We start from the raw sequence: 20,385 nt of genomic DNA on the forward strand, positions 1-20,385 counted from the left end.
CGCCACCGCGTTAGCTGCGCCCCCGCTTGGTGATGGCCAATAATTGTTTCAACTGAATGCCTCCCGGTGTCATGGTGCGTCCCATCCTTGTGGGGAATCCACCTAGGGCGCCGAAAAACCCCCGGTGATAGATTGACTAACGGTCTGTCGGCGCATGTCGGCAGCCTCTTTTGCCGGCACGACGAGGGGATGGGAGAGCGTGGACAGGGTCGGGGCGCATGCGCATACAGGCTGCGTCCGCAGCACATGCGTGCGGCGGACCGGGCTGCTGTGGCGATGGGCGTTGCTGGCCTGCATCCTGCTCGGCGTGTGGCCGGCCGGCGCCCAGCCGCCGACCCATACCGCGTATCACACCGTCACGCGCTGGAGCATGGACGACGGCCTGCCGCACAACCTGGTGCATGCGGTCGCGCAGGGCGCCGACGGACTGATCTGGCTGGGCACCTGGGAAGGCGTGGCGCGCTTCAACGGCCGCGACTTCACCGTGTATGACCGCCAGAACACACCGGGCGTCGAGCTGGGAGGCGTGTTCGTGGTGATACGCGACAGCACCGGCGGGATGCTGTTCGGCACCGCGTTCGATGGCGTCTATCACTACCAGGACGGCCACTGGCAGCAACTGGGCGACGCTTCGGCGCGGCACCTGGCGGTCAGTGCGCTGCTGCGACGCGCCGACGGCGCGCTGTGGGTCGGCACGCCGCAGACGCTGTACCGCATCGAGCCGGATGGGCGGGTGGTGGACGTCGGTCGCCAGGCCGGCCTGCCGCGCGCGCGCATCACCGCGCTGGCGGCCGAGGGCAGTGGCGATTTATGGGTGGGTACCGAAGTCGGGCTCTATCGTCTGCCCCGCGACGGCAGCGCAGCCGAGGCCTGGGGCAAGGCACATGGGATGCGCGCCGCACCGGTGCGGCGGCTGGCCGGCGATCGTCAGGGCGGCCTGCTCGTTGCAGGCGACGACGGCGTGTGGTGGTGGAGCCGCGGCGGCGGCCTGCAGCGGTTCCGCCAGGGCCAGCGCGTGGATGCATTGCTGCTGGACCGGCGCGGACATCTGTGGATGAGCCTGCCCTCGGGCACGCTGGTGGTCCACAGCGGTGCGAATGCGCCCGACGAACAGATCGCCATTTCAGGAGTGGCCAGCCCGGCGCTGCTGGAAGACGCCGAGGGCCTGATCTGGGTCGGCAGCACGCACGGCCTGTTCCGCATTGCCGAGGGCGCCGCGCACGGCATCACCCACGAGGACGGGCTGGCCTCGGACTATGTGCGCACGGTGTTGCAGACCGGCGACGGCACCGTGTGGGTGGGCAGCGCGGTGGGCCTGGACCGCTGGCGCAATCGTCAGATCAGTCGCGTGTCGGTGGTGCCGAACCAGGGCGGACGCGTGCTGGAGCAGTCGGTGCTGGCCCTGGCCGACGCCGGCGATGGCGGCGTCTGGGCCGGCACCTACAGCCAGGGTGTGGTGCGGCTGGATGCGCAAGGTCGCGTGCTGGCGCGCATCGGTGCGGCCGACGGCCTGCCGTCGCTGTCGGTGCGCGCGGTGTTGCCGGATGGCCAGACGCTATGGATCGGCACCACGGCCGGGCTGGTGCGCTGGCGCGATGGCAAGGCACGCCGCTACACCGCCGCCGACGGCGTGCCCGATGGCTCGGTGCAGGTGCTGTATCGCGACACGCTGGGCACCGTGTGGATCGGCACCGATCGCGGCATGACCGCGCTGTCGGCAAACGGCAGCACGCGCGCATGGCTGGGCGAGCAGGATTTTCCCGGACAGAACGCCTTCGACTTCCTGCGCGATGCCAAGGGCGACCTGTGGATCGCCAGCGATCGTGGCCTGCTGCGGCTGAGTGGTGAGACCTTTCGCGTCTACGACCACCGGGTCGGGCTGCCGCGCGACAAGGTGTTCCGGGTGATCGATGACGGCCGCGGTTATTTCTGGTTGTCGAGCAACCATGGCGTGTTCCGCATCGCGCGCAGCGACTTCGACCAGCTCGATGCCGGGACGCGCGAGCAGTTGAGCGTGGAGGTGGTGGATCGCAGCGACGGCATGCCCGGCAATCAAGGCAACGGCAGCAGCGCGCCGGCCGGCTGGATGACGCAGTCCGGGCAGCTGCTGTTCCCCACCGCTGCGGGCCTGGGCGTGATCGATCCGGCGCGCGTGGGCACCTTGCAAGGCCATCGCGTGCCGATCGTGTTCGAGCGCCTGCTGGTCGACGGCATGGTGCAGCCGCTCACTGGCCTGCATCGCTTCGGTGCGGAGACCCGGCGCATCGCCATCGGCTATGCCGGGTTGAATTTCCGTGGCCCGGACAAGGTGCGCTACCGCTACCGGCTGGAGGGCTTCGACCCGGACTGGGTGGACGCCGACAGCACCAGCGAGGCGGTCTACACCAATCTGCCGCCGGGGCGCTTCCGCTTCCGTGTCCAGGCGATGTCGCTGCCGGTGGACTGGCGACAGACCGCGCTGTTGGGCGAATCCAGCCTGGTGATCGCGCTGGCGCCGCCGTGGTGGCGTCGTGGCGAAGTGATCGCCCTGGGCATCCTCGGGCTGGGCAGCCTGATCTACGGGTTTTATCTGTGGCGTACCGCCAGTTATCGCCGCCGGCAGCGCCAGCTCAATACGGTGATCGACGCACGCACACGCGAGCTGAGCGACAAGAACCTCGCGCTGCAGCAGGCCAGCCAGGAGCGCGAAGCGCTGATGCGCCAGCTCGAATACCGCGCCAGCCATGACGTGCTGACCGACCTGCCGAATCGCCGCGAGGCCGAGCGGGTCCTGCAGCAATGGTTCGACGATGCGCACGCCGGTGGCGCCCCGTTGGCGTTGGTGCTGATGGATATCGACCATTTCAAGCACATCAACGACGAATACGGCCACGAGGTCGGTGACGCGGTGCTGTCCGCGATCGGCGAAGCACTCAGTGAACAGGACCGGGCGCAGTGCTTTGCCGCGCGCCACGGTGGCGAAGAGTTTCTGCTCGCGGCAGTGGGTGTGGACGCGGCACAGGCGCGCGCGCTGTTCGAACGCATGCGCCAGCGGCTCGCCGCGATCGCTGTCATGACGCAGGGCACGACGGTGCGCTGCACCGCTAGCATGGGCATGGCGATGAGCGATGAGGCACCGAGCCGGCGCGAATTGCTGGCGCTGGCAGACCGCCGTCTGTACCACGCCAAGCGGCTGGGGCGCGATCGGTTGGTGGATCAATAAGGCTGCTGTGTTGCCGGCTGCGTGGAGCTGCCGCGCTCACGTCTGCAGCTGGTCCGCCTGCGCATGCAACAACGCGACAAATGCCTGCGCGGCACGCGACAGGGTGCGCCCGCCATGGGTCACGCAGCCCAGCTCGCGCGACAGCGCCACGTCGGGCAGCGGCAGCGCCACGATCTGATGATCGATCATGCGCTCCGGCAACACGCTCCACGCAAGGCCCACCGACACCAGCATCTTGATCGTCTCCAGATAGTTGGTGGTCATGCGCAGGCTCGGCACCAGGGCGCGCTCGGCGAACAGACCGGCGACGATGCGATGGGTGAACGTGCCCGGGTCCGGCAGCACCGCCGGATGCGCCACCACATCTTCCAGCGACACCGCGCGCAACGCGGCCAGCGGGTGATCCGGCGCCACCACGAACTGCAGGCGGTCATGCCAGATCGGTTGCGCGCGCAGCGGCGCACGCGTATCCGGTGCCAGCGTGGTGACCGCCAGCTCCACCTCGCCGCGCAGCACCGCGGCATAGGCCAGCTCCGAATCCAGAAACTGGATGTCCAGCGCGGCCTGCGGGTGTTGCGCAGCGAAGCCGCGCAGCAGGGCGGGCAGGCGATGCAGGCCGACATGATGGCTGGTGGCCAGGCTTAGGCGCCCGCCGACCGCCGCGCCAAGATGCTCCAGCACCCGGCGGGTGTCCTGCAGCTCCGCGAGGATGCGTTGCGCGCGCGGCAGCAAGGCCTGGCCGGCCTCGGTCAGCACCACCTGGCGACCAAGGCGGTCAAACAGCCGCGCCGACAGTTGCGCTTCCAGCAAGGCGATCCGCTTGCTCACCGCCGGCTGGGTGAGGTGCAAGGCCTCGCCGGCTGCCGAAAAGCTGCCGCTCTCGGCGATCGCCACGAAGGCGCTGAGGCTTGCCAGGTCCATTGCCATTCCCAAATTTCATTTGTTGAATAAACAATATGAATTTGCGTTATCCAAGGCAAGCTCCTAGCATCGAACGCAGCCAGGTGGGTGCTCCCACCATCCGCCAACCGGATCGCCGCGATGACTGCCAAGACGCTGTACGACAAGCTGTGGGACCTGCACGAGGTCACGCGCCGCGACGATGGTTCGTCGCTGATCTACATCGACCGCCACATCCTGCATGAAGTGACCTCGCCGCAGGCGTTCGAAGGCCTGCGCCTGGCCGGGCGCAAGCCCTGGCGCATCGACGCCAACATCGCCACGCCCGACCACAACGTGCCGACCACGCGTGCGGAGCGCCAGGGCGGGCTGGAGTCGATCTCCGACGAAGTCTCGCGGCTGCAGGTGCAGACGCTGGACGAGAACTGCGACGACTTCGGCATCCTCGAGTTCAAGATGAACGATGCGCGCCAGGGCATCGTGCATGTGGTCGGCCCCGAGCAGGGCGCCACCCTGCCGGGCATGACCGTGGTCTGCGGCGATTCGCACACCTCCACGCATGGCGCGTTCGGCGCGCTGGCGCACGGCATCGGCACCTCCGAGGTCGAGCATGTGCTGGCCACGCAATGCCTGATCGCCAAGAAGATGAAGAACATGCAGGTGCGCGTGGAAGGCACGCTGCCGTTCGGCGTGACCGCCAAGGACATCGTGCTGGCGGTGATCGGCAGGATCGGCACTGCCGGCGGCAACGGCCATGCACTGGAATTTGCCGGCAGCGCGATCCGCGCGCTGTCGATGGAAGGCCGCATGACCATCTGCAACATGTCCATCGAAGCCGGTGCGCGCGTGGGCATGGTGGCGGTGGACGAAAAGACCATTGCCTACGTGCAAGGTCGCCCGTTTGCGCCCAAGGGCGCCGACTGGGAGGCGGCGGTCGCACTGTGGCGCACGCTGGTCTCCGATGCCGACGCGCACTTCGACACCGTGGTGGAGCTGCGCGCCGAAGACATCAAGCCGCAGGTCAGCTGGGGCACCTCGCCGGAAATGGTGCTGGCGGTGGATCAGCAGGTGCCAGACCCGGCAACCGAACAGGATCCGACCCGGCGCGATTCGATCGAACGCGCGCTGAAGTACATGGGCTTGCGCGCAAACCAGCCGATCACCGAGATCCGCCTGGACCGCGTGTTCATCGGCTCGTGCACCAACTCGCGCATCGAAGACCTGCGTGCGGCCGCTGCGGTCGCCAGGGGCCGCAAGGTCGCCTCCACCATCAAGCAGGCGCTGGTAGTGCCGGGCTCGGGTCTGGTCAAAGCGCAGGCCGAGGCCGAAGGCCTGGACAAGGTGTTTCTGGACGCCGGCTTCGAATGGCGCGAGCCGGGTTGCTCGATGTGTCTGGCGATGAACCCGGACAAGCTGGGCAGCGGCGAACACTGCGCCTCCACCTCCAACCGCAATTTCGAAGGCCGCCAGGGCGCCGGCGGCCGCACCCATCTGGTCAGCCCGGCGATGGCCGCAGCGGCGGCGGTCAGCGGGTATTTTGTTGATGTGCGTGACCTTGGGGATTCGGGAATAGGGATTCGGGATTCGTAAAAAGCGCTCCACCATCCCCAGCCTTTTCGAATCCCCAATCCCCAATCCCCAATCCCGGCCTCTCCCAATGACCCCTTTCACCCAACACACCGGACTGGTGGCGCCGCTGGATCGCGCCAATGTCGATACCGACCAGATCATTCCCAAGCAATTCCTCAAGTCGATCAAGCGCACCGGCTTCGGGCCGAACCTGTTCGACGAGTGGCGCTATCTGGACATCGGCGAGCCCGGCCGTGACAACAGCCAGCGCCCGCTCAATTCGGAGTTCGTGCTCAACTTCCCGCGCTATCAGGGCGCCAGCGTGCTGCTGGCACGCGAGAACTTCGGCTGCGGTTCCTCGCGCGAGCACGCGCCGTGGGCGCTGGACGAATACGGCTTCCGCACCGTGATCGCGCCCAGCTTTGCCGACATCTTCTTCAACAACAGCTTCAAGAACGGCCTGCTGCCGATCGTGCTGGCCGAAGCGGAAGTGGACGCCTTGTTCGAGCAGTGCCTGGCCACCGAGGGCTATCGACTCACGGTGGATCTGGCCGCACAGCGCGTGCGCCGCCCCGATGGCGTGGAATACGGCTTCGACATCGATGCATTCCGCAAGCACTGCCTGCTCAACGGCCTGGACGACATCGGCCTGACCCTGCAGGACGCCGATGCGATCGGCCGCTTCGAGCAAGGCCATCGCGCGCGTCAACCGTGGCTGTTCGGCGCGCTGCAGTAAAGTCGCCGGCGGTCACCGATGAGCCGGTCATGCCAGGTGTGTGTGGCGCGATGTTGATTTCCAAGGCGCTGCGGCGCCAACTGACGAGGATTGCATGAGCAAGCAGATTCTGATTCTTCCTGGCGACGGCATTGGCCCGGAGATCATGGCCGAAGCGGTCAAGGTGCTGACGCGCATCGATGCGCAACATGGTTTGGGTTTCAGCCTGGTGTACGACGAACTGGGCGGCGCGGCCTACGACAAGTACGGCAGCCCGCTGGCCGACGAAACGCTGGAGCGTGCGCGCGCTGCCGACGCGGTGCTGCTGGGCGCCGTCGGTGGGCCGCAATGGGACACCATCGACCCATCGTTGCGCCCGGAGCGGGGCCTGCTCAAGATCCGCTCGCAGCTTGGGTTGTTCGCCAACCTGCGTCCGGCACTGCTGTATCCGCAGCTGGCCGAGGCCTCCACGCTGAAGCCGGAGGTGGTGTCCGGACTGGATCTGCTGATCCTGCGCGAGCTCACCGGCGGTATTTATTTCGGTCAGCCGCGGGGCACGCGCACACTGGAAAACGGCGAGCGTCAGGCCTACGACACGCTGCCATACAGCGAAAGCGAGATCCGCCGCATCGCCAAGGCCGGTTTCGAGATGGCACGTTTGCGCGGCAAGAAGCTGTGTTCGGTGGACAAGGCCAATGTGTTGGCATCAAGCCAGCTATGGCGTGCCGTCGTCGAAGAAGTGGCCAAGGATTATCCGGACATCGCGCTGTCGCACATGTACGTGGACAATGCGGCGATGCAGTTGGTGCGTGCGCCCAAGCAGTTCGACGTGATCGTGACCGACAACATGTTCGGCGACATCCTGTCCGACCAGGCGTCGATGCTCACCGGCTCGATCGGCATGCTGCCCTCGGCCTCGCTGGATGCCAACAGCAAGGGCATGTACGAGCCGTGTCATGGCTCGGCGCCGGACATCGCAGGCAAGGGCATCGCCAATCCGCTGGCCACCATCCTGTCGGTGGCAATGATGTTGCGCTATACGTTTGCGCAATCTGCTGCCGCTGATGCGATCGAGCAAGCGGTCGGCAAGGTGCTCGACCAAGGCCTGCGCACCGCCGACATCTGGTCGGAAGGCACGACCAAGGTTGGCACGGTGGCAATGGGCGATGCAGTGGTGGCCGCGCTGTAACAGCGATCGCTTCTTTGATGCGTCGTGGCTGTACTGGTGGCTATCGTTCTTCTGACGATAGCCACTTTCGTTTGGCGGCTGCCTCATCCGTGACCACATCATTCAACCGAAGCATCTGCATGAACCTGCGGATGGTGTGCGCAGGACTGGTCGGCATGCAGGTCGGTCGGTGGCGCGGCGCCGCATCCGATGTCGGGACACGCCGTGAATCCGTCCCTGGAGGCTCGGTGGCGGCATCCATGCCGCCACACGGTCCCGTCCCCGGACGCGGCACCACGTTCCCAGCATGCCCTCTGCATTTCTTTCCGTAACCGATAGCAATTGGTGATGCTTGCGCGGGTGCCGGCGTGGGACCTTGAGCGGCATGGATGCCGCGCCAGAGCCTACATGGACGTACTTGCGGCGTGTCCCACACCGGTACGCGTGCAAGCGCCCGCAGCAAACCGAAGCATTCGCGCAAAGTCGGCAGACCTCGTGCGCGAGGCTGTTCTGTGTCGGTGCGCGTGCAAGCGCCTGCAGCAACCCGATGCATTCGTACAGAACCCGCAGATGCCGCCCCCCAAGATCGGTGGCGCGGCGCCGTATCCAGTGACGGTAGGCGCACAGGCGCCCGCAGCAAATCGACGGCCTTGCAAGAAAGTTGGAACACCAAACACCAGAACGGCCAGCAGATCACGCTGCCGGCCGTCAGGTTTGCATCGTCCAGCGAATGAGCGGTGTTACGCCACCGCAGCCGTCTTGCCGGCGACCACGCCGCGCTCGCGCTGACGCAGCAGGCGGTTGGCTACATCCAGCCACGCTAGGGCGCTGGCTTCGATGATGTCCTTGCTGGTGCCGGTGCCTTCGTATTCCACGCCATCGTGGCGCACGCTCAGGCTGGCTTCGCCGCGCGCATCTGCGCCGATGCCCACGCTATGCACTTGGTAGCTGTCCAGCTCCAGCTTCACACCGGTGGCCGAGGCCAGTGCGCCGAAGAGCGCATCCACCGGACCATTGCCCTGCGCGGTTTCGGCCACGCGATTGCCTTCCGGATCGGACAGCTCCACCAGCGCATTGGCGCGGCTGCCGACATCGCTGATGGTCATCGACGCCAGGCGATAGCCTTCCTGCACAGTGGCGTCCTGCATCAAGGCCTGCAGGTCCGCGTCGGTGACCACGCGCTGCTTTTCGCACAATGCCTTGAACTGCTCGAAGACCAGCTTGACCTCTTCTTCCTCCAGCAGGTACCCCAGGGCACGCAGGCGCTGTTCCACCGCCGCGCGGCCGCTGTGGCGGCCCAGCACCATCTGCGAGGACTCCCAGCCCACGTCCTCCGGACGCATGATTTCGTAGGTGCCGCGATGGCGCAGCATGCCGTGCTGGTGGATGCCCGACTCGTGCGCGAACGCATTGCCGCCGACCACTGCCTTGTTGCGCTGCACTGGCATGCCGACCAGGCGCTGCAGCAACTGCGAGGTGGAGACGATGCGTGGGGTGTTGATGTCGGTATCGATGTTGTAGAACGCACCGCGCACCTTCAATGCCATGGTGATTTCTTCCAGCGCGCAGTTGCCTGCGCGCTCGCCGATACCGTTGATGGTGCACTCGACCTGCCGTGCGCCGCCTTCGATCGCCGCCAGCGAGTTGGCCACTGCCAGGCCCAGATCGTTGTGGCAGTGCGCGCTGAAGATCACGGTGTCGGCACCTTCCACGCTGGCGATCAGGCGCGAGAACATGCCGCGGATTTCTTCCGGCGTGGTAAAGCCTACCGTGTCCGGCAGATTGATCGTGGTGGCACCGGCGGCGATCGCCACGCGCGCCACCTCGGCCAGGAAATCCTCTTCGGTGCGGGTGGCGTCTTCGGCGGAGAACTCGATGTCGTCGATATAGCCGCGCGCCAGCGTCACATGCTTGTGCACCGACTCCAGCACCTGCTCGCGGCTCATGCGCAGCTTGTGCTCGCGGTGCAGCGGGCTGGTGGACAGGAAGACATGCAGGCGCGGATTGGCGGCCGCCTCCAGCGCACGCGCGGAGGTTTCGATGTCGGCCTGCAGGCAGCGCGACAGCACCGCCAGCGTGGGGCGACGCAGCTCGCGGCCGATCATCGCGACGGCCTCGCGGTCCGAATGCGAACTGGCCGGGAAACCGGTTTCGATGATGTCCACGCCGAGTTCGTCCAGCGCGCGCGCCATCACCAGCTTTTGCTGGGGCGTCATGCTGCAGCCGGGGGATTGCTCGCCGTCGCGCAGGGTGGTGTCAAAAATTCGGATACGCGGGGTCTGGTTGGATACGGTCGTGTTCACCAGGAAGACTCCTCTACGGCGATGGCGGTGACAGGCGTTGGAGCGACTGCGGATGGGCGGGAAAGAACGGGTGTTTCGGGAAGTGACTTGGCGCTGCGTTCGTTGCGAAGTCGCTCGGTATTGCGACGACGTGGCTTGCGTGGCGGCCGCGGCCGCACCTCGGACAAGAGTGTGGCCAGAACAGTTGCGTCGATATTACCGCCAGAGACCACCGCACACTTGCGTTTCCCTGAAACGCGGCGACCGGCGGCCAAGGCCAGCGCGCCAGCGCCCTCGGCGATGACGTGTTCTTCCAGGGCCAGGCGCACCAGCGTTTCGCGTAATTCGGCCTCGCGCACGATCACCACATCGTCGAGCAGGCTCGCGCACAGGCGGCGGGTCAGAAAGCCGGGAATCTTGACCTTCACGCCGTCGGCCAGGGTGGGGACGGGAGTGATTTCGCGCAGATCGCCACGTACGGCGCGCGCCATCGAATCGACACCTTCCACCTGCGCGCCGACGATGCGCACGCCTTGCGATTTCAGCGCCAGCGCCACCCCGGAGGCCAGCCCGCCGCCGCCGATCGGCACGATCACCACGTCCGGCGCATGCGCGGCCAGTTCGATGCCGACCGTGCCTTGCCCTGCGATCACATCCGGGTCGTCGAAGGCGGACAGAAAACGGTAGCCGTTCTGGTCGGCCAGCTCGCGCGCGAACGCAAACGCCTCGTCGTAGCTGTTGCCATGCTGGCGGACGGTGGCGCCCCAGTGCGCGACGCCGGCGATCTTGGTCTGCGGCGCGCCGTAGGGCATCACCGTGATGGCCTGCACGCCCAGCCGGTACGCCGACCACGCTACGCCTTGCGCATGATTGCCGGCCGAGGCGCAGATCACCGGGCGCTCGTCGCCGCGTTCCAGCCCTGCCAGCAAGGCGTTCAATGCGCCGCGCACCTTGTAGGAGCCGGTGCGCTGCAAATTCTCCAGCTTCAACCACACACCGAAGCGCTCGGCGTAATGCAGCGGCGTGGGCGACAGATACTTGCGCAGACGGGCCTGCGCGGCCAGAACGTCGGCCACGCTGACCGCCACGTCGCCTACGTCTGGCTCCTGCGGGGAGGGGCGGCCGGAATCAGGCATTGCGGCACGCGCACGGCCGATCCGGGAGAAGACACCTCCGGACAGCGGTTTCATGCTCGCGCGAGGTCCGGGCGTTCACGCCGCGACCTCGACCGAGTCCAGCACGGTGATCGTCACCGACTCGCAGTCGTACACCTTCTCCAGCTGCAGGCGCAGCGTCTCCGGCGGGCGGGTGCTGTCCACGTCCAGTTGCAGATGCCAGCGGCCGGCATCGTCCGGGGTGCTGGCGCCCTGGATGGCGCAGGGGCGGAAGCCGCGTCGCTCGGTCATGCCGAGCACGCGCACCAATGCGCCTTCGGCCGGCTTCAGCACCAGGTCAAGCCGGTAACGCATGCGATGTCTCCTTGGCCGCGTGTGCGGGATTGCTGTCCAGCATGGTGCTGTTGGCGTTGTTGGGCGGCACCAGCGGCCATACGTTGGCACGCGCGTCGATGGCCACATGCAGCAGGCCGGGGCCGGGTTGCGCCAGCAGTTCGGCCAGTGCGGCATCGACATCGCCGCGCGCGATGATGCGCTTGGCCGGGATGCCGAAGACCTGCGCCAGGGCGGCAAAATCCGGGTTGTCGGACAGATCGATTTCGCTGTAACGCTCGGCAAAGAACAGTTCCTGCCACTGCCGCACCATGCCCAGCGAGCTGTTGTCCAGCAGCACGATCTTCACCGGCAGCTTGCAGCGCGCGATCGTCACCAGCTCCTGCACGTTCATCATGAAACTGCCGTCGCCGGAGACCAGCACCACGGTGCGGTCGGGGCAGGCGAACTGCGCGCCCATCGCCGCCGGCAGGCCGAAGCCCATCGTGCCGAGCGCGCCGCTGGTGAGGTGATTACGCGGATCGTTGAAGCGGCAATGCTGGGCCACCCACATCTGATGCTGACCCACGTCGCAAGCGATGATGGTGTCGGCCGGGGCCACTTCGCTCAGGCGCTTGAGCAGCGCCGGCGCGTAGATATCGGTGCCGGGCGCGTCGTAACGCGCGCCGAATTTTTCGCGGTTGGCAAAGCAGCGCGTACGCCATGCCTGGCAATTGCCACGTGCCGCGCTCAGTGCCTTCAGGCTGACCGCCACATCGCCGGGCACGGCGATGTCGGCCGTGCGCAGCTTGGAGATTTCATACGCATCGGCATCCAGATGGATGACGCGCGCGAATGGTGCGAACTCGCTCAACTTGCCGGTGGCACGGTCGTCGAAGCGTGCGCCGACCACTACCAACAGATCGCATTCCTGGATCGCCATATTGGCCGCACGTGTGCCGTGCATGCCCAGCATGCCCAGATAATCCGGATGCGCATGCGGCAACGCGCCCAGCCCGCGCAAGGTCAGCGCGGTGGGAATGCCGGTGGCTTCGACAAAGCGCCGAAACGCCTCCACCGCACCGGCCAGGGCGATGCCGCCACCGCCGTACACCACCGGGCGTTCGGCGCTGGCGATGGCCGCCAGCGCTTCGGCCAATTTCGCATCTTCCGGGGCCGGAGGCGGCAACACTGCCGCCGGCACATGATCGGGCAGATGCGAGGCATCGGCGATCTGCACGTCCTTGGGCAGGTCGATCAGCACCGGCCCGGGGCGTCCCTCGCGCGCAATGCGGAACGCTTCGCGCACCATCTCCGGGAGATCCTCCACGCGCCGCACCAGAAAGCTGTGCTTGACGATCGGCATGGTCATGCCGAACACGTCCAGTTCCTGGAACGCATCGGTGCCCAGCAGGGGCGTGGCGACCTGGCCGGTCAGGCACACCATCGGGACCGAATCGAGCATCGCATCGGCGATGCCGGTGACCAGATTTGACGCGCCCGGGCCGGAGGTGGCCACGCACACGCCGACCCGGCCGCTGGCACGGGCGTAGCCGTTGGCAGCGAGGGCGGCGCCCTGTTCGTGACGGACCAGGATGTGCTTGAGCCTGGAATCCACCAGGGCGTCGTAGAACGGCATGATGGTGCCGCCCGGATAACCGAACAGCGTTTCCACGCCTTCGGCTTCCAGGGCCTGCGTCAGCCAGCGCGCGCCGTTGCGGGGCGTGCTGTGTGCGGAGGTGTTCATGCGTTGCGGACCTTCGGTGTTAGCGGTGGGGGTGCGGCGGCATTACGCCGCTTGTTGATTCGCAGGTGCGGCGGCGGCCTGCTGCTGACCGTTGAGCCACACCATCTTGGCGCGCAGCTTCTTGCCCACTTCCTCGATCGGGTGCTCCAGATCGGCCTGCTTGAACTTGGTGTAGTTCGGCAGGCCGGCTTCGTATTCGGCCACCCAGTTCTTGGTGAAGGTGCCGTTCTGGATATCGGTCAGCACGTCCTTCATGCGCGCCTTGGTGCTGGCGTCGATCACGCGCGGGCCGCTGACATAATCGCCGTATTGCGCGGTTTCGGACACGAATTCCAGCATGCGGGTGATGCCGCCTTCGTAAAACAGGTCCACGATCAACTTCAGTTCGTGCAGCACTTCGTAGTACGCGATCTCCGGTTGGTAGCCGGCTTCCACCAGCACTTCGAACCCGGCCTGCACCAGCGACGAGGCGCCGCCGCACAGCACGGCCTGCTCGCCGAACAGATCGGTTTCGGTCTCTTCTTTGAAAGTGGTCTTGATGATGTTGGCGCGCGCGCCGCCGAGGCCGCCGGCATAGGTCAGCGCGAACTGCTCGGCCTTGCCGCTGGTGTCCTGGTAGACCGCATAGATGCACGGCACGCCGCGGCCGATCTCATATTCGCGACGCACCAGCGCGCCCGGACCCTTCGGCGCGACCAGCACCACGTCCAGATCGGCGCGCGGGGTGATCATGTCGAAATGCACGTTCAAGCCATGCGCGAACAGCAGGCAGGCGCCTTGCTTCATGTTCGGGGCGATGACCTCTTCGTAGAGCTTCTTCTGCACCATGTCCGGGGTCAGGATCGCGACCAGGTCGGCACTCTTGACCGCCTCGGCCGGCGCCACCACGGTGAAGCCGTCGGCCTGGGCCTTGGATTCGGTCGGGCCACCGGCGCGCAGGCCGACGGTGACGTCGAAGCCGGAATCGCGCAGGTTCAGCGCATGCGCGCGGCCCTGGCTGCCGTAGCCGATGATCGCGATTTTCGGTTGGGTGTCGTTGCTCATGGAGTAGTCCTTGCGGGGTTGGCAGTGGGAAAAGGATCAGCAGGCAGCGTCAGGGGCTGGCCGGCCGAGCAAAGCGGGGATGGACGACGGCACCGGCCATGCAGGCACTGCACCAGCGCAGTGGCCGGCGCGGGTAGGGCAGTTGGTGGCGATGTCGGTGATGTCGTTCATGTCATTCGAAACTTTTGGTGGTCCCTGAAACGCGAAACCCCGCGCCGTTGCCGGTGCGGGGTCTGATCGAAGCCTTGTGTGTCTGTTGCCTACACGAAGTCCCGTCCCGCACCGGTTGGCGAGGTAATAAGTACGAGCACGAGAAGCGACGCTGCCGACGCGCCGATGGGCGCGGACACTGGGGCGTTCGAGGTGGTGTGGCGGTGCGACATGTGGCTGAGATAACCATCGCTGCAGGTGGGGTGTCAACCCTTGCGCATGAAACGGCCGCATCAATCGGCGCTGTGTCGCGCGAAACCGCGTGGCAGCAGCATGGTTGCTGTTGAAACCGCATCGCTGCAGGGTGGTGACGGGCGATGCGAGTCACTAAATGCGCGGTATTTGTGCTGACAGGCAGCGCTTGTCGAGCGAGGCGGCCCGACCCGCTGGTATGGTTGGCCACTTACCTGTGGTGTCCGGGGATCTTCTGTCATGCGTCGCGTACCTGTGTTGTTGATGTCTGCCCTGGCGCTGCTTGCGCCGCCCCTCACTGCTGCCGACCGGATCACCGGGCAGCCGTTCGCCACCCGCTCCGAAGTCATCGCCCCACATGCGATGGCAGCGACCTCGCAGCCGCTGGCCACCCAGATCGCGCTGGATGTGATGAAGGAGGGCGGCTCGGCGGTGGATGCGGCGATTGCCGCCAACGCCGCGCTGGGCCTGATGGAGCCCACCGGCAACGGCGTCGGCGGGGATCTGTTCGCCATCGTCTGGGACCCCAAGACCAGCAAGCTCTATGGCTACAACGGCTCGGGCCGCTCGCCCAGGTCGCTGACCCTGGCCGAGTTCCAGCGCCGTGGGCTGAAGGACATACCGCCGACCGGCCCGTTGCCGGTCTCGGTGCCGGGCGCGGTGGATGGCTGGTTCGCGCTGCACGAGCGCTTCGGGCGCAAGCCGATGGCGCAGAACCTGGCCCCGGCGATCCGCTACGCCCGTGAGGGTCATCCGGTGGCCGAGACCATCGCCTATTACTGGGACCGCTCGGTGCCGCGGCTGTCGCAGTACCCCGGCTTCAAGGAGCAGTTCACCATCGACGGCCATGCTCCGCGCAAGGGCGAGCTGTGGAAGAACCCGAACCTGGCCAACACCTTGCAGCAGATCGCCGACGGTGGCCGCGATGCGTTCTACAAGGGCGACATCGCCCGCACCATCGGCGCCTATTTCAAGGCCAATGGCGGCTACCTGAGTTACGAGGATCTGGCCAGCCACACCGGCGAGTGGGTGGAGCCGGTGTCCACCAACTACCGTGGTTATGACGTCTGGGAGTTGCCGCCCAACAGCCAGGGCATCGCCGCGCTGCAGATGCTCAATATCCTGGAAGGCTACGATTTCTCCAAGATCCCGTATGGCTCGGCCGAGCATGTGCACCTGTTCACCGAAGCCAAGAAGCTGGCCTTCGCCGACCGCGCGCGCTTCTATGCCGACCCGGCGTTCCAGCCGGCGCCGCTGGCCAGGCTGATTTCCAAGGACTACGCCGCGCAGCGTCGCGCGCTGATCTCCATGGACAAGGCGCTCAAGGAAGTGCAGCCGGGCACGCCCAAGCAGCTGGAAGAAGGCGACACCATCTACATGACCGTGGCCGATGCCGACGGCATGATGGTCTCGTTGATCCAGTCCAATTACCGCGGTATGGGCAGCGGCATGGCCCCGCCGGGGCTGGGCTTCATCCTGCAGGACCGCGGCGAGATGTTCGTGCTGAAAAAGGATCACCCCAACGGCTACGCGCCGGGCAAGCGGCCGTTCCAGACCATCATTCCCGCCTTCGTCACCAAGGACGGCAAGCCGTGGCTGAGCTTCGGGGTGATGGGCGGGGCGATGCAGCCGCAGGGACACGTGCAGATCGTGATGAACCTGGTGGACTTCCATATGAATCTGCAGGAGGCCGGCGACGCGCCGCGCATCCAGCATGAAGGCTCCACCGAGCCGACCGGCCAGGCCACCGCGATGAGCGACGGCGGCGAGGTCAACCTGGAAACCGGCTTCTCCTACGACACCATTCGCGCGCTGATGCGCAAAGGCCACCGGGTGATCTTTGCCGATGGCCCGTATGGCGGATACCAGGCGATCGCGCGCGACCCGGCCAGCGGGGTGTATTACGGCGCTTCGGAAAGCCGCAAGGACGGGCAGGCCGCCGGCTACTGAGCAGGCGCTTGCGGTGCGTGGCGCCGCTCAATTGCAACCGCAGTGCGCCGCTAATGATGGTGATGGATTAGGAAAGCCCATGAGCTCGATGCAACAGCCCGATCCGCCGTCGCAAACGCATGCGGCGCTGCTCCCCGATGCACCGGTCGCGCTGTTGCGGCTATCGGCCGAGGCCTGCGTGGTGGCCTGCAACCGCGCCGGCCTGGACGTCCTGGGCAAGACCGCCGGCGAGCTGCAAGGCGCACCGGCGTCGGTGTTGTGGGGATTGTGCGCAGCCGATCTGGTCGGCGAAGACGGCGTCTGGGCGGCCCCGGGCGACGACCCGGCCCGGCGCGTGCGCTATGTGCGCGACCGCGAGCACGGTGGCTGGATGCTGTCGTTGCCGCATGTGGAAACCGCGATCCTGCTGCGCGAAGCCACCCGCCTGGCCGAAGACAGCCGACCGGTGCCGATCTCGCCGCTGCTGCAGCCGCTGGTGGCGCGCCTGCAGGCCGAACACGAAGACCGCACCGTGCTGGAGCGCACCGCCAACGCGTTGGCCGGTTGCGAGCTGGAACTGCTGCTGCCGCCCGGTCTGGCGGAGACCGACATGGGGCGCCGGCTGCAGGCCGGCTTCGGCAATCTGGCCGAAGCGATCCGCCAGGCCGTGGCGTTGTCGGTGCAGATCGCCGCCGAAGTGCCGCCGCTGGTGGCCGAAAACGACGGCATGGTGCGTCAGTCGCAGGCGCAGGCCGATGCACTGGATGGCGCCCGCACGGCGGTGCAGCGGCTCTCTTCGAGCCTGCAGGACGTCAACGCCGATCTGACGCAGGTGATTGCGCTGGCCGCCAGTGCCGACGACAGCGCACGTCAGGGCGTCGCCGCCGCACATGCGCTGGGCCAGGCCATGCACGAAGTGGAACGTCGGGCCGCGCGTGCCGGCGAGGTCATCGAAGTCATCGACTCGGTGGCGTTCCAGACCAATATCCTGTCGATCAACGCCGGCATCGAAGCCGCGCATGCCGGCGATGCGGGGCGCGGGTTCGCGGTGGTCGCCACCGAGATCCGCCGCCTGGCCGAACGGGCGGCAGCGGCAGCGCGCGACGTGCGCGCGATCCTGGCCGAAACCAGCGCCGCGGTGGGCGAGGGTGCGGCCTCCGCGCGCGGCACCGAAGCGGTACTCGACGGCATCACCCGCGTGCTCGGCCAGGCCAGCAGCGCGATGACCACGGTGGCCGGGCGGATCCAGGCGCAGGACGGCGAGATTCGCGGCATCGAACGTGCCGTCGATGGCGTGGTGGCGCTGGGTCGCAGCAACCTGCAGCATGCCGCGCACGTGGCCGAACGCAGCGAGGCGCTGGAGCGCGGTACCGAAACGCTGCGCGATTGCGTGGGCCTGTTCCGTCTGCCGGCCGACCCGCTGACAGTGCCCCGGCACGCGCGCGTCAAGGAACTCACCGTGGCGACCGCCGCTCGTATCGGCACTGCCCTGGCGCAGGCCATCGCACGCGGCCAGATCGACGAAGCGGCGCTGTTCGCCCGCACCTACACGCCGATTGCCGGCGTGGAGCCGGCCAAGTTCAGCACCGACTTCGATGCGCTTTGCGACGAGGTGTTGCCGGCCTTGCAGGAGCCGCTGCTGGATGCGCATCCGTGGATCGTGTTCGCCATCTGCGCCAATCCCGACGGCTATGTGCCCACGCATAATCTGCGCTTCACCCAGCCGCTGACCGGCGATCCCAAGCGCGATCTGGTCGGCAACCGCACCAAGCGCAAGTTCACCGACCGCGTCGGCCGCAGCGTGGGCGCGCACACCGACCCGTATCGCCTGCAGGTCTACCGCCGCGACACCGGCCAGATCATGTTCGACCTGTCGGCCCCGATCTACGTCGGCCGCAAGCACTGGGGCGGTTTGCGGGTGGGCTATACGCTGGACTAGCTTGCGTGGTCACTGCGGCGCGGCGGATACGGCACTGGACGTCGTCGCTGTGGTGGTGTCGCCCAACTGCTCGGCAAGAAAGCGTTCGAGCGTGCGGTAGAAGGTGACCTGATTGGCTTCCTTGTAGAAACCGTGGCCTTCCTTGGCAACGGCCATCCACTGCGGCGCGTTGCCGCTGCGCGTCAATGCCGCGCGCAGGCTCTTGGCCTGTGCAAACGGGGCGCGTTCGTCCTCTTCGCCGTGCACGAGCAGCACCGGCACCTTGATGCGCTCGGCCAACATCACCGGGGAGTGTGCGGCCAGTTCGGCGGCATCACGGCCGATGGCGCGCTCCAGATAATTCAGGCCGTACTCGCTTCGATTGATGTCGCCCTTGCTGTACATCATCTGCAGATCGTAGATGCCGGCCACACCGACCGCGCAGCGGAACAACTCCGGCGCCTTGACCTGCACCATCATTGCGGCATACGCGCCGAAACTGGCGCCGTAGCTGCAGATGCGCGTCTGATCGGCCAGTCCCTGGCCCACCGCCCAGCGTACGCCGTCGATCAGATCGTCCTGGATGCGTTCGCCCCACTGGCGATATCCGGCGCGCTCGAACCGGTTGCCACGACCCAGGCCGCCGCGATAGTTGACCTGCAGCACCAGATACCCGCGGCTGGCCAGGAACTGGGCGTCGGTATCGAAGGCCCAGCCATCGCCATCTGCGTGCGGGCCGCCGTGCGGCAGCAGGATCATCGGCAGGCGCACCCCGTTTGCGGCGTTGCCGGGAACGGTGAGCACGCCGTCCAGGGTCAAGCCGTCGCTGGCTTGAAAGGTCACCATGCGCCGCTCGCTCATCTGCGCCGCCTGCAATGCATTGCGTGCCTTGATGACGAGTTTGAGCGTATTGCTCGGCCGGTCGAAGATGTACCAGGCTCCGGCATCGCGGTCGCTGTAGGCCCTCAGCAGCAGGCCATTGCCGTCCTCGGTGAAATTGATGAAGTCCACGTACTGGCCGGCCAGGGTCTGGCTCAGGCTCCGGTGCAGTTGCGCTTCGGCGGTGTCCTGCTCGAAATAGCGCAGTGTCGGCCGCCCTGGCCCCAGCCGTGCAGCAAATGGCGTTTGCGGCGCCGAACCCCACTGCAGGTCATCCACGCTGTAGAACGGGTCCGACGCAAGCACGCTGCGCTGCTGGCCATCGGGATCGGTGGCCACCAGGACTGCAGGGCCACCCGCGTCGCTGTACCAGCCATAGAGGCGGCCCGGCTGCCGCGCGAATGCGATCGGTCGCCAGCTGGCCTGGACCTGGGTCATTGGCGACCAGCCATTGCCCGAGCGGCGGAACAGCAACGGGTTATCGTTGTCGTCGGTGCCGTACGCGTAGTGCGCCACGCCATCGTGGTTAAGCACGAACCGCAGATCGGGGACGTCGATGTCGGCCATCAGGCGATGGGTGGTGGTGTTGGCGTCGACGTCGTAGAGCATCGAATGGCGCGAGTCCAACGACAGACGCCGCATGTAGAAGTGCCCGTTGCGGCGACTCGGCAGGCCCTCGATATAGCCGAATCCGCGCTCCAGGCCCGCATTGCGCGTGCTTTGCAGGTAGCCGTACACATAGCGCTGATTGCTGCCATCCAGATCGGTGGCGATGATCTCGCCCATCGGCACGGGTTCTTCCAGCGAGCCGAGTTTGCGCCCCTTGCCGATCACCAGTCGGCGGTCGCTGACCCAGGCAATGCGCACCGGCAATTCATAGCGCGGCAAGCGCAGCATCGTGGTGGATTGCATGCCGGCGATACGGTAGACCACCAGCGCGTAGTTGCCATCGCCCAGATCCGCGCTGACCGCCAGATGCTTTCCATCGGGTGACATCGCCGGCGAGGTGATCGGACCGGATTCGACGAATGCCTCGACAGGCGGCGCAGAGGCGGCCTGCGCGGTCCCTGAAAATATTCCCGTCAGCAGCACTGCCGCCCAGCCAAACCGGTGCATCCCCTGCATCTGCGTCGTCCATCCCCTGTTTCACAGAACGATAACGAACCGGCGACGGCTGTGGCAAGTAGGTCCAAAAAAAAAGCC

General features: G+C 66.6%; 13 protein-coding genes. 6 read left to right on the plus strand and 7 right to left on the minus strand.

Going from position 1 to position 20,385, the window contains the following annotated elements; translation table 11 throughout:
- The first annotated feature begins 154 nt into the window (after nucleotides 1–154).
- A complete protein-coding gene (locus GGR73_RS08815) occupies nucleotides 155–3,202 on the plus strand; it encodes a diguanylate cyclase (RefSeq protein WP_456362941.1) in 3,048 nt (1,015 codons plus the stop codon).
- Between the two features lie 36 nt (nucleotides 3,203–3,238).
- Here the strand turns inward: GGR73_RS08815 and GGR73_RS08820 are convergent, their stop codons facing one another.
- Nucleotides 3,239–4,123, minus strand: a complete 885-nt coding sequence (locus GGR73_RS08820; protein WP_039525576.1) for a LysR family transcriptional regulator — start codon at nucleotides 4,121–4,123, stop codon at nucleotides 3,239–3,241.
- A 120-nt stretch (nucleotides 4,124–4,243) separates the two neighbouring features.
- Between GGR73_RS08820 and leuC the strand changes: the two genes are divergently transcribed.
- The 3 genes from leuC (at nucleotide 4,244) to leuB (ending at nucleotide 7,575) form a co-directional block, all read left to right on the plus strand.
- A complete protein-coding gene (gene leuC / locus GGR73_RS08825; protein ID WP_184456582.1) occupies nucleotides 4,244–5,692 on the plus strand; it encodes a 3-isopropylmalate dehydratase large subunit in 1,449 nt (482 codons plus the stop codon).
- Nucleotides 5,693–5,759: 67 nt separating this feature from the next.
- On the plus strand, nucleotides 5,760–6,407 hold the full coding sequence (gene leuD / locus GGR73_RS08830) for a 3-isopropylmalate dehydratase small subunit (RefSeq protein WP_184456584.1): 648 nt from the start codon (nucleotides 5,760–5,762) through the stop codon (nucleotides 6,405–6,407).
- Nucleotides 6,408–6,501: 94 nt separating this feature from the next.
- Nucleotides 6,502–7,575, plus strand: coding sequence for a 3-isopropylmalate dehydrogenase (leuB, locus tag GGR73_RS08835; protein ID WP_047127201.1), 1,074 nt, complete (start codon nucleotides 6,502–6,504; stop codon nucleotides 7,573–7,575).
- Nucleotides 7,576–8,294: 719 nt separating this feature from the next.
- On the opposite strand, the gene GGR73_RS08840 is transcribed toward leuB, so the two are convergent.
- The 5 genes from GGR73_RS08840 to ilvC all read right to left on the minus strand — a co-directional run bounded on the left by GGR73_RS08840 (nucleotide 8,295) and on the right by ilvC (nucleotide 14,054).
- Nucleotides 8,295–9,857, minus strand: coding sequence for a 2-isopropylmalate synthase (locus tag GGR73_RS08840; RefSeq protein ID WP_024940104.1), 1,563 nt, complete (start codon nucleotides 9,855–9,857; stop codon nucleotides 8,295–8,297).
- Nucleotides 9,854–10,924 (minus strand): threonine dehydratase, encoded by a 1,071-nt coding sequence (locus tag GGR73_RS08845; RefSeq protein ID WP_241239518.1) that lies wholly within the window; start codon nucleotides 10,922–10,924, stop codon nucleotides 9,854–9,856. Before GGR73_RS08845 ends, GGR73_RS08840 begins: the two co-directional genes overlap by 4 nt.
- A gap of 123 nt (nucleotides 10,925–11,047) precedes the next feature.
- A complete protein-coding gene (locus GGR73_RS08850; RefSeq protein ID WP_184456588.1) occupies nucleotides 11,048–11,305 on the minus strand; it encodes an ACT domain-containing protein in 258 nt (85 codons plus the stop codon).
- Nucleotides 11,289–13,010 (minus strand): acetolactate synthase 2 catalytic subunit, encoded by a 1,722-nt coding sequence (gene ilvG / locus GGR73_RS08855; RefSeq protein WP_016902671.1) that lies wholly within the window; start codon nucleotides 13,008–13,010, stop codon nucleotides 11,289–11,291. Before ilvG ends, GGR73_RS08850 begins: the two co-directional genes overlap by 17 nt.
- A gap of 42 nt (nucleotides 13,011–13,052) precedes the next feature.
- On the minus strand, nucleotides 13,053–14,054 hold the full coding sequence (ilvC, locus tag GGR73_RS08860; protein ID WP_024940100.1) for a ketol-acid reductoisomerase: 1,002 nt from the start codon (nucleotides 14,052–14,054) through the stop codon (nucleotides 13,053–13,055).
- A gap of 642 nt (nucleotides 14,055–14,696) precedes the next feature.
- Between ilvC and ggt the strand changes: the two genes are divergently transcribed.
- Both ggt and GGR73_RS08870 read left to right on the plus strand, forming a co-directional pair.
- Complete coding sequence (gene ggt, locus GGR73_RS08865; protein WP_104609336.1) at nucleotides 14,697–16,406, plus strand: gamma-glutamyltransferase; 1,710 nt, start codon at nucleotides 14,697–14,699, stop codon at nucleotides 16,404–16,406.
- Nucleotides 16,407–16,485: 79 nt separating this feature from the next.
- A complete protein-coding gene (locus GGR73_RS08870) occupies nucleotides 16,486–18,324 on the plus strand; it encodes a methyl-accepting chemotaxis protein (RefSeq protein WP_184456590.1) in 1,839 nt (612 codons plus the stop codon).
- Nucleotides 18,325–18,333: 9 nt separating this feature from the next.
- Here the strand turns inward: GGR73_RS08870 and GGR73_RS08875 are convergent, their stop codons facing one another.
- A complete protein-coding gene (locus tag GGR73_RS08875) occupies nucleotides 18,334–20,307 on the minus strand; it encodes a prolyl oligopeptidase family serine peptidase (protein WP_184456593.1) in 1,974 nt (657 codons plus the stop codon).
- Between the last annotated feature and the right edge of the window lie 78 nt (nucleotides 20,308–20,385).

The organism is Xanthomonas sp. F14, from assembly GCF_014199865.1.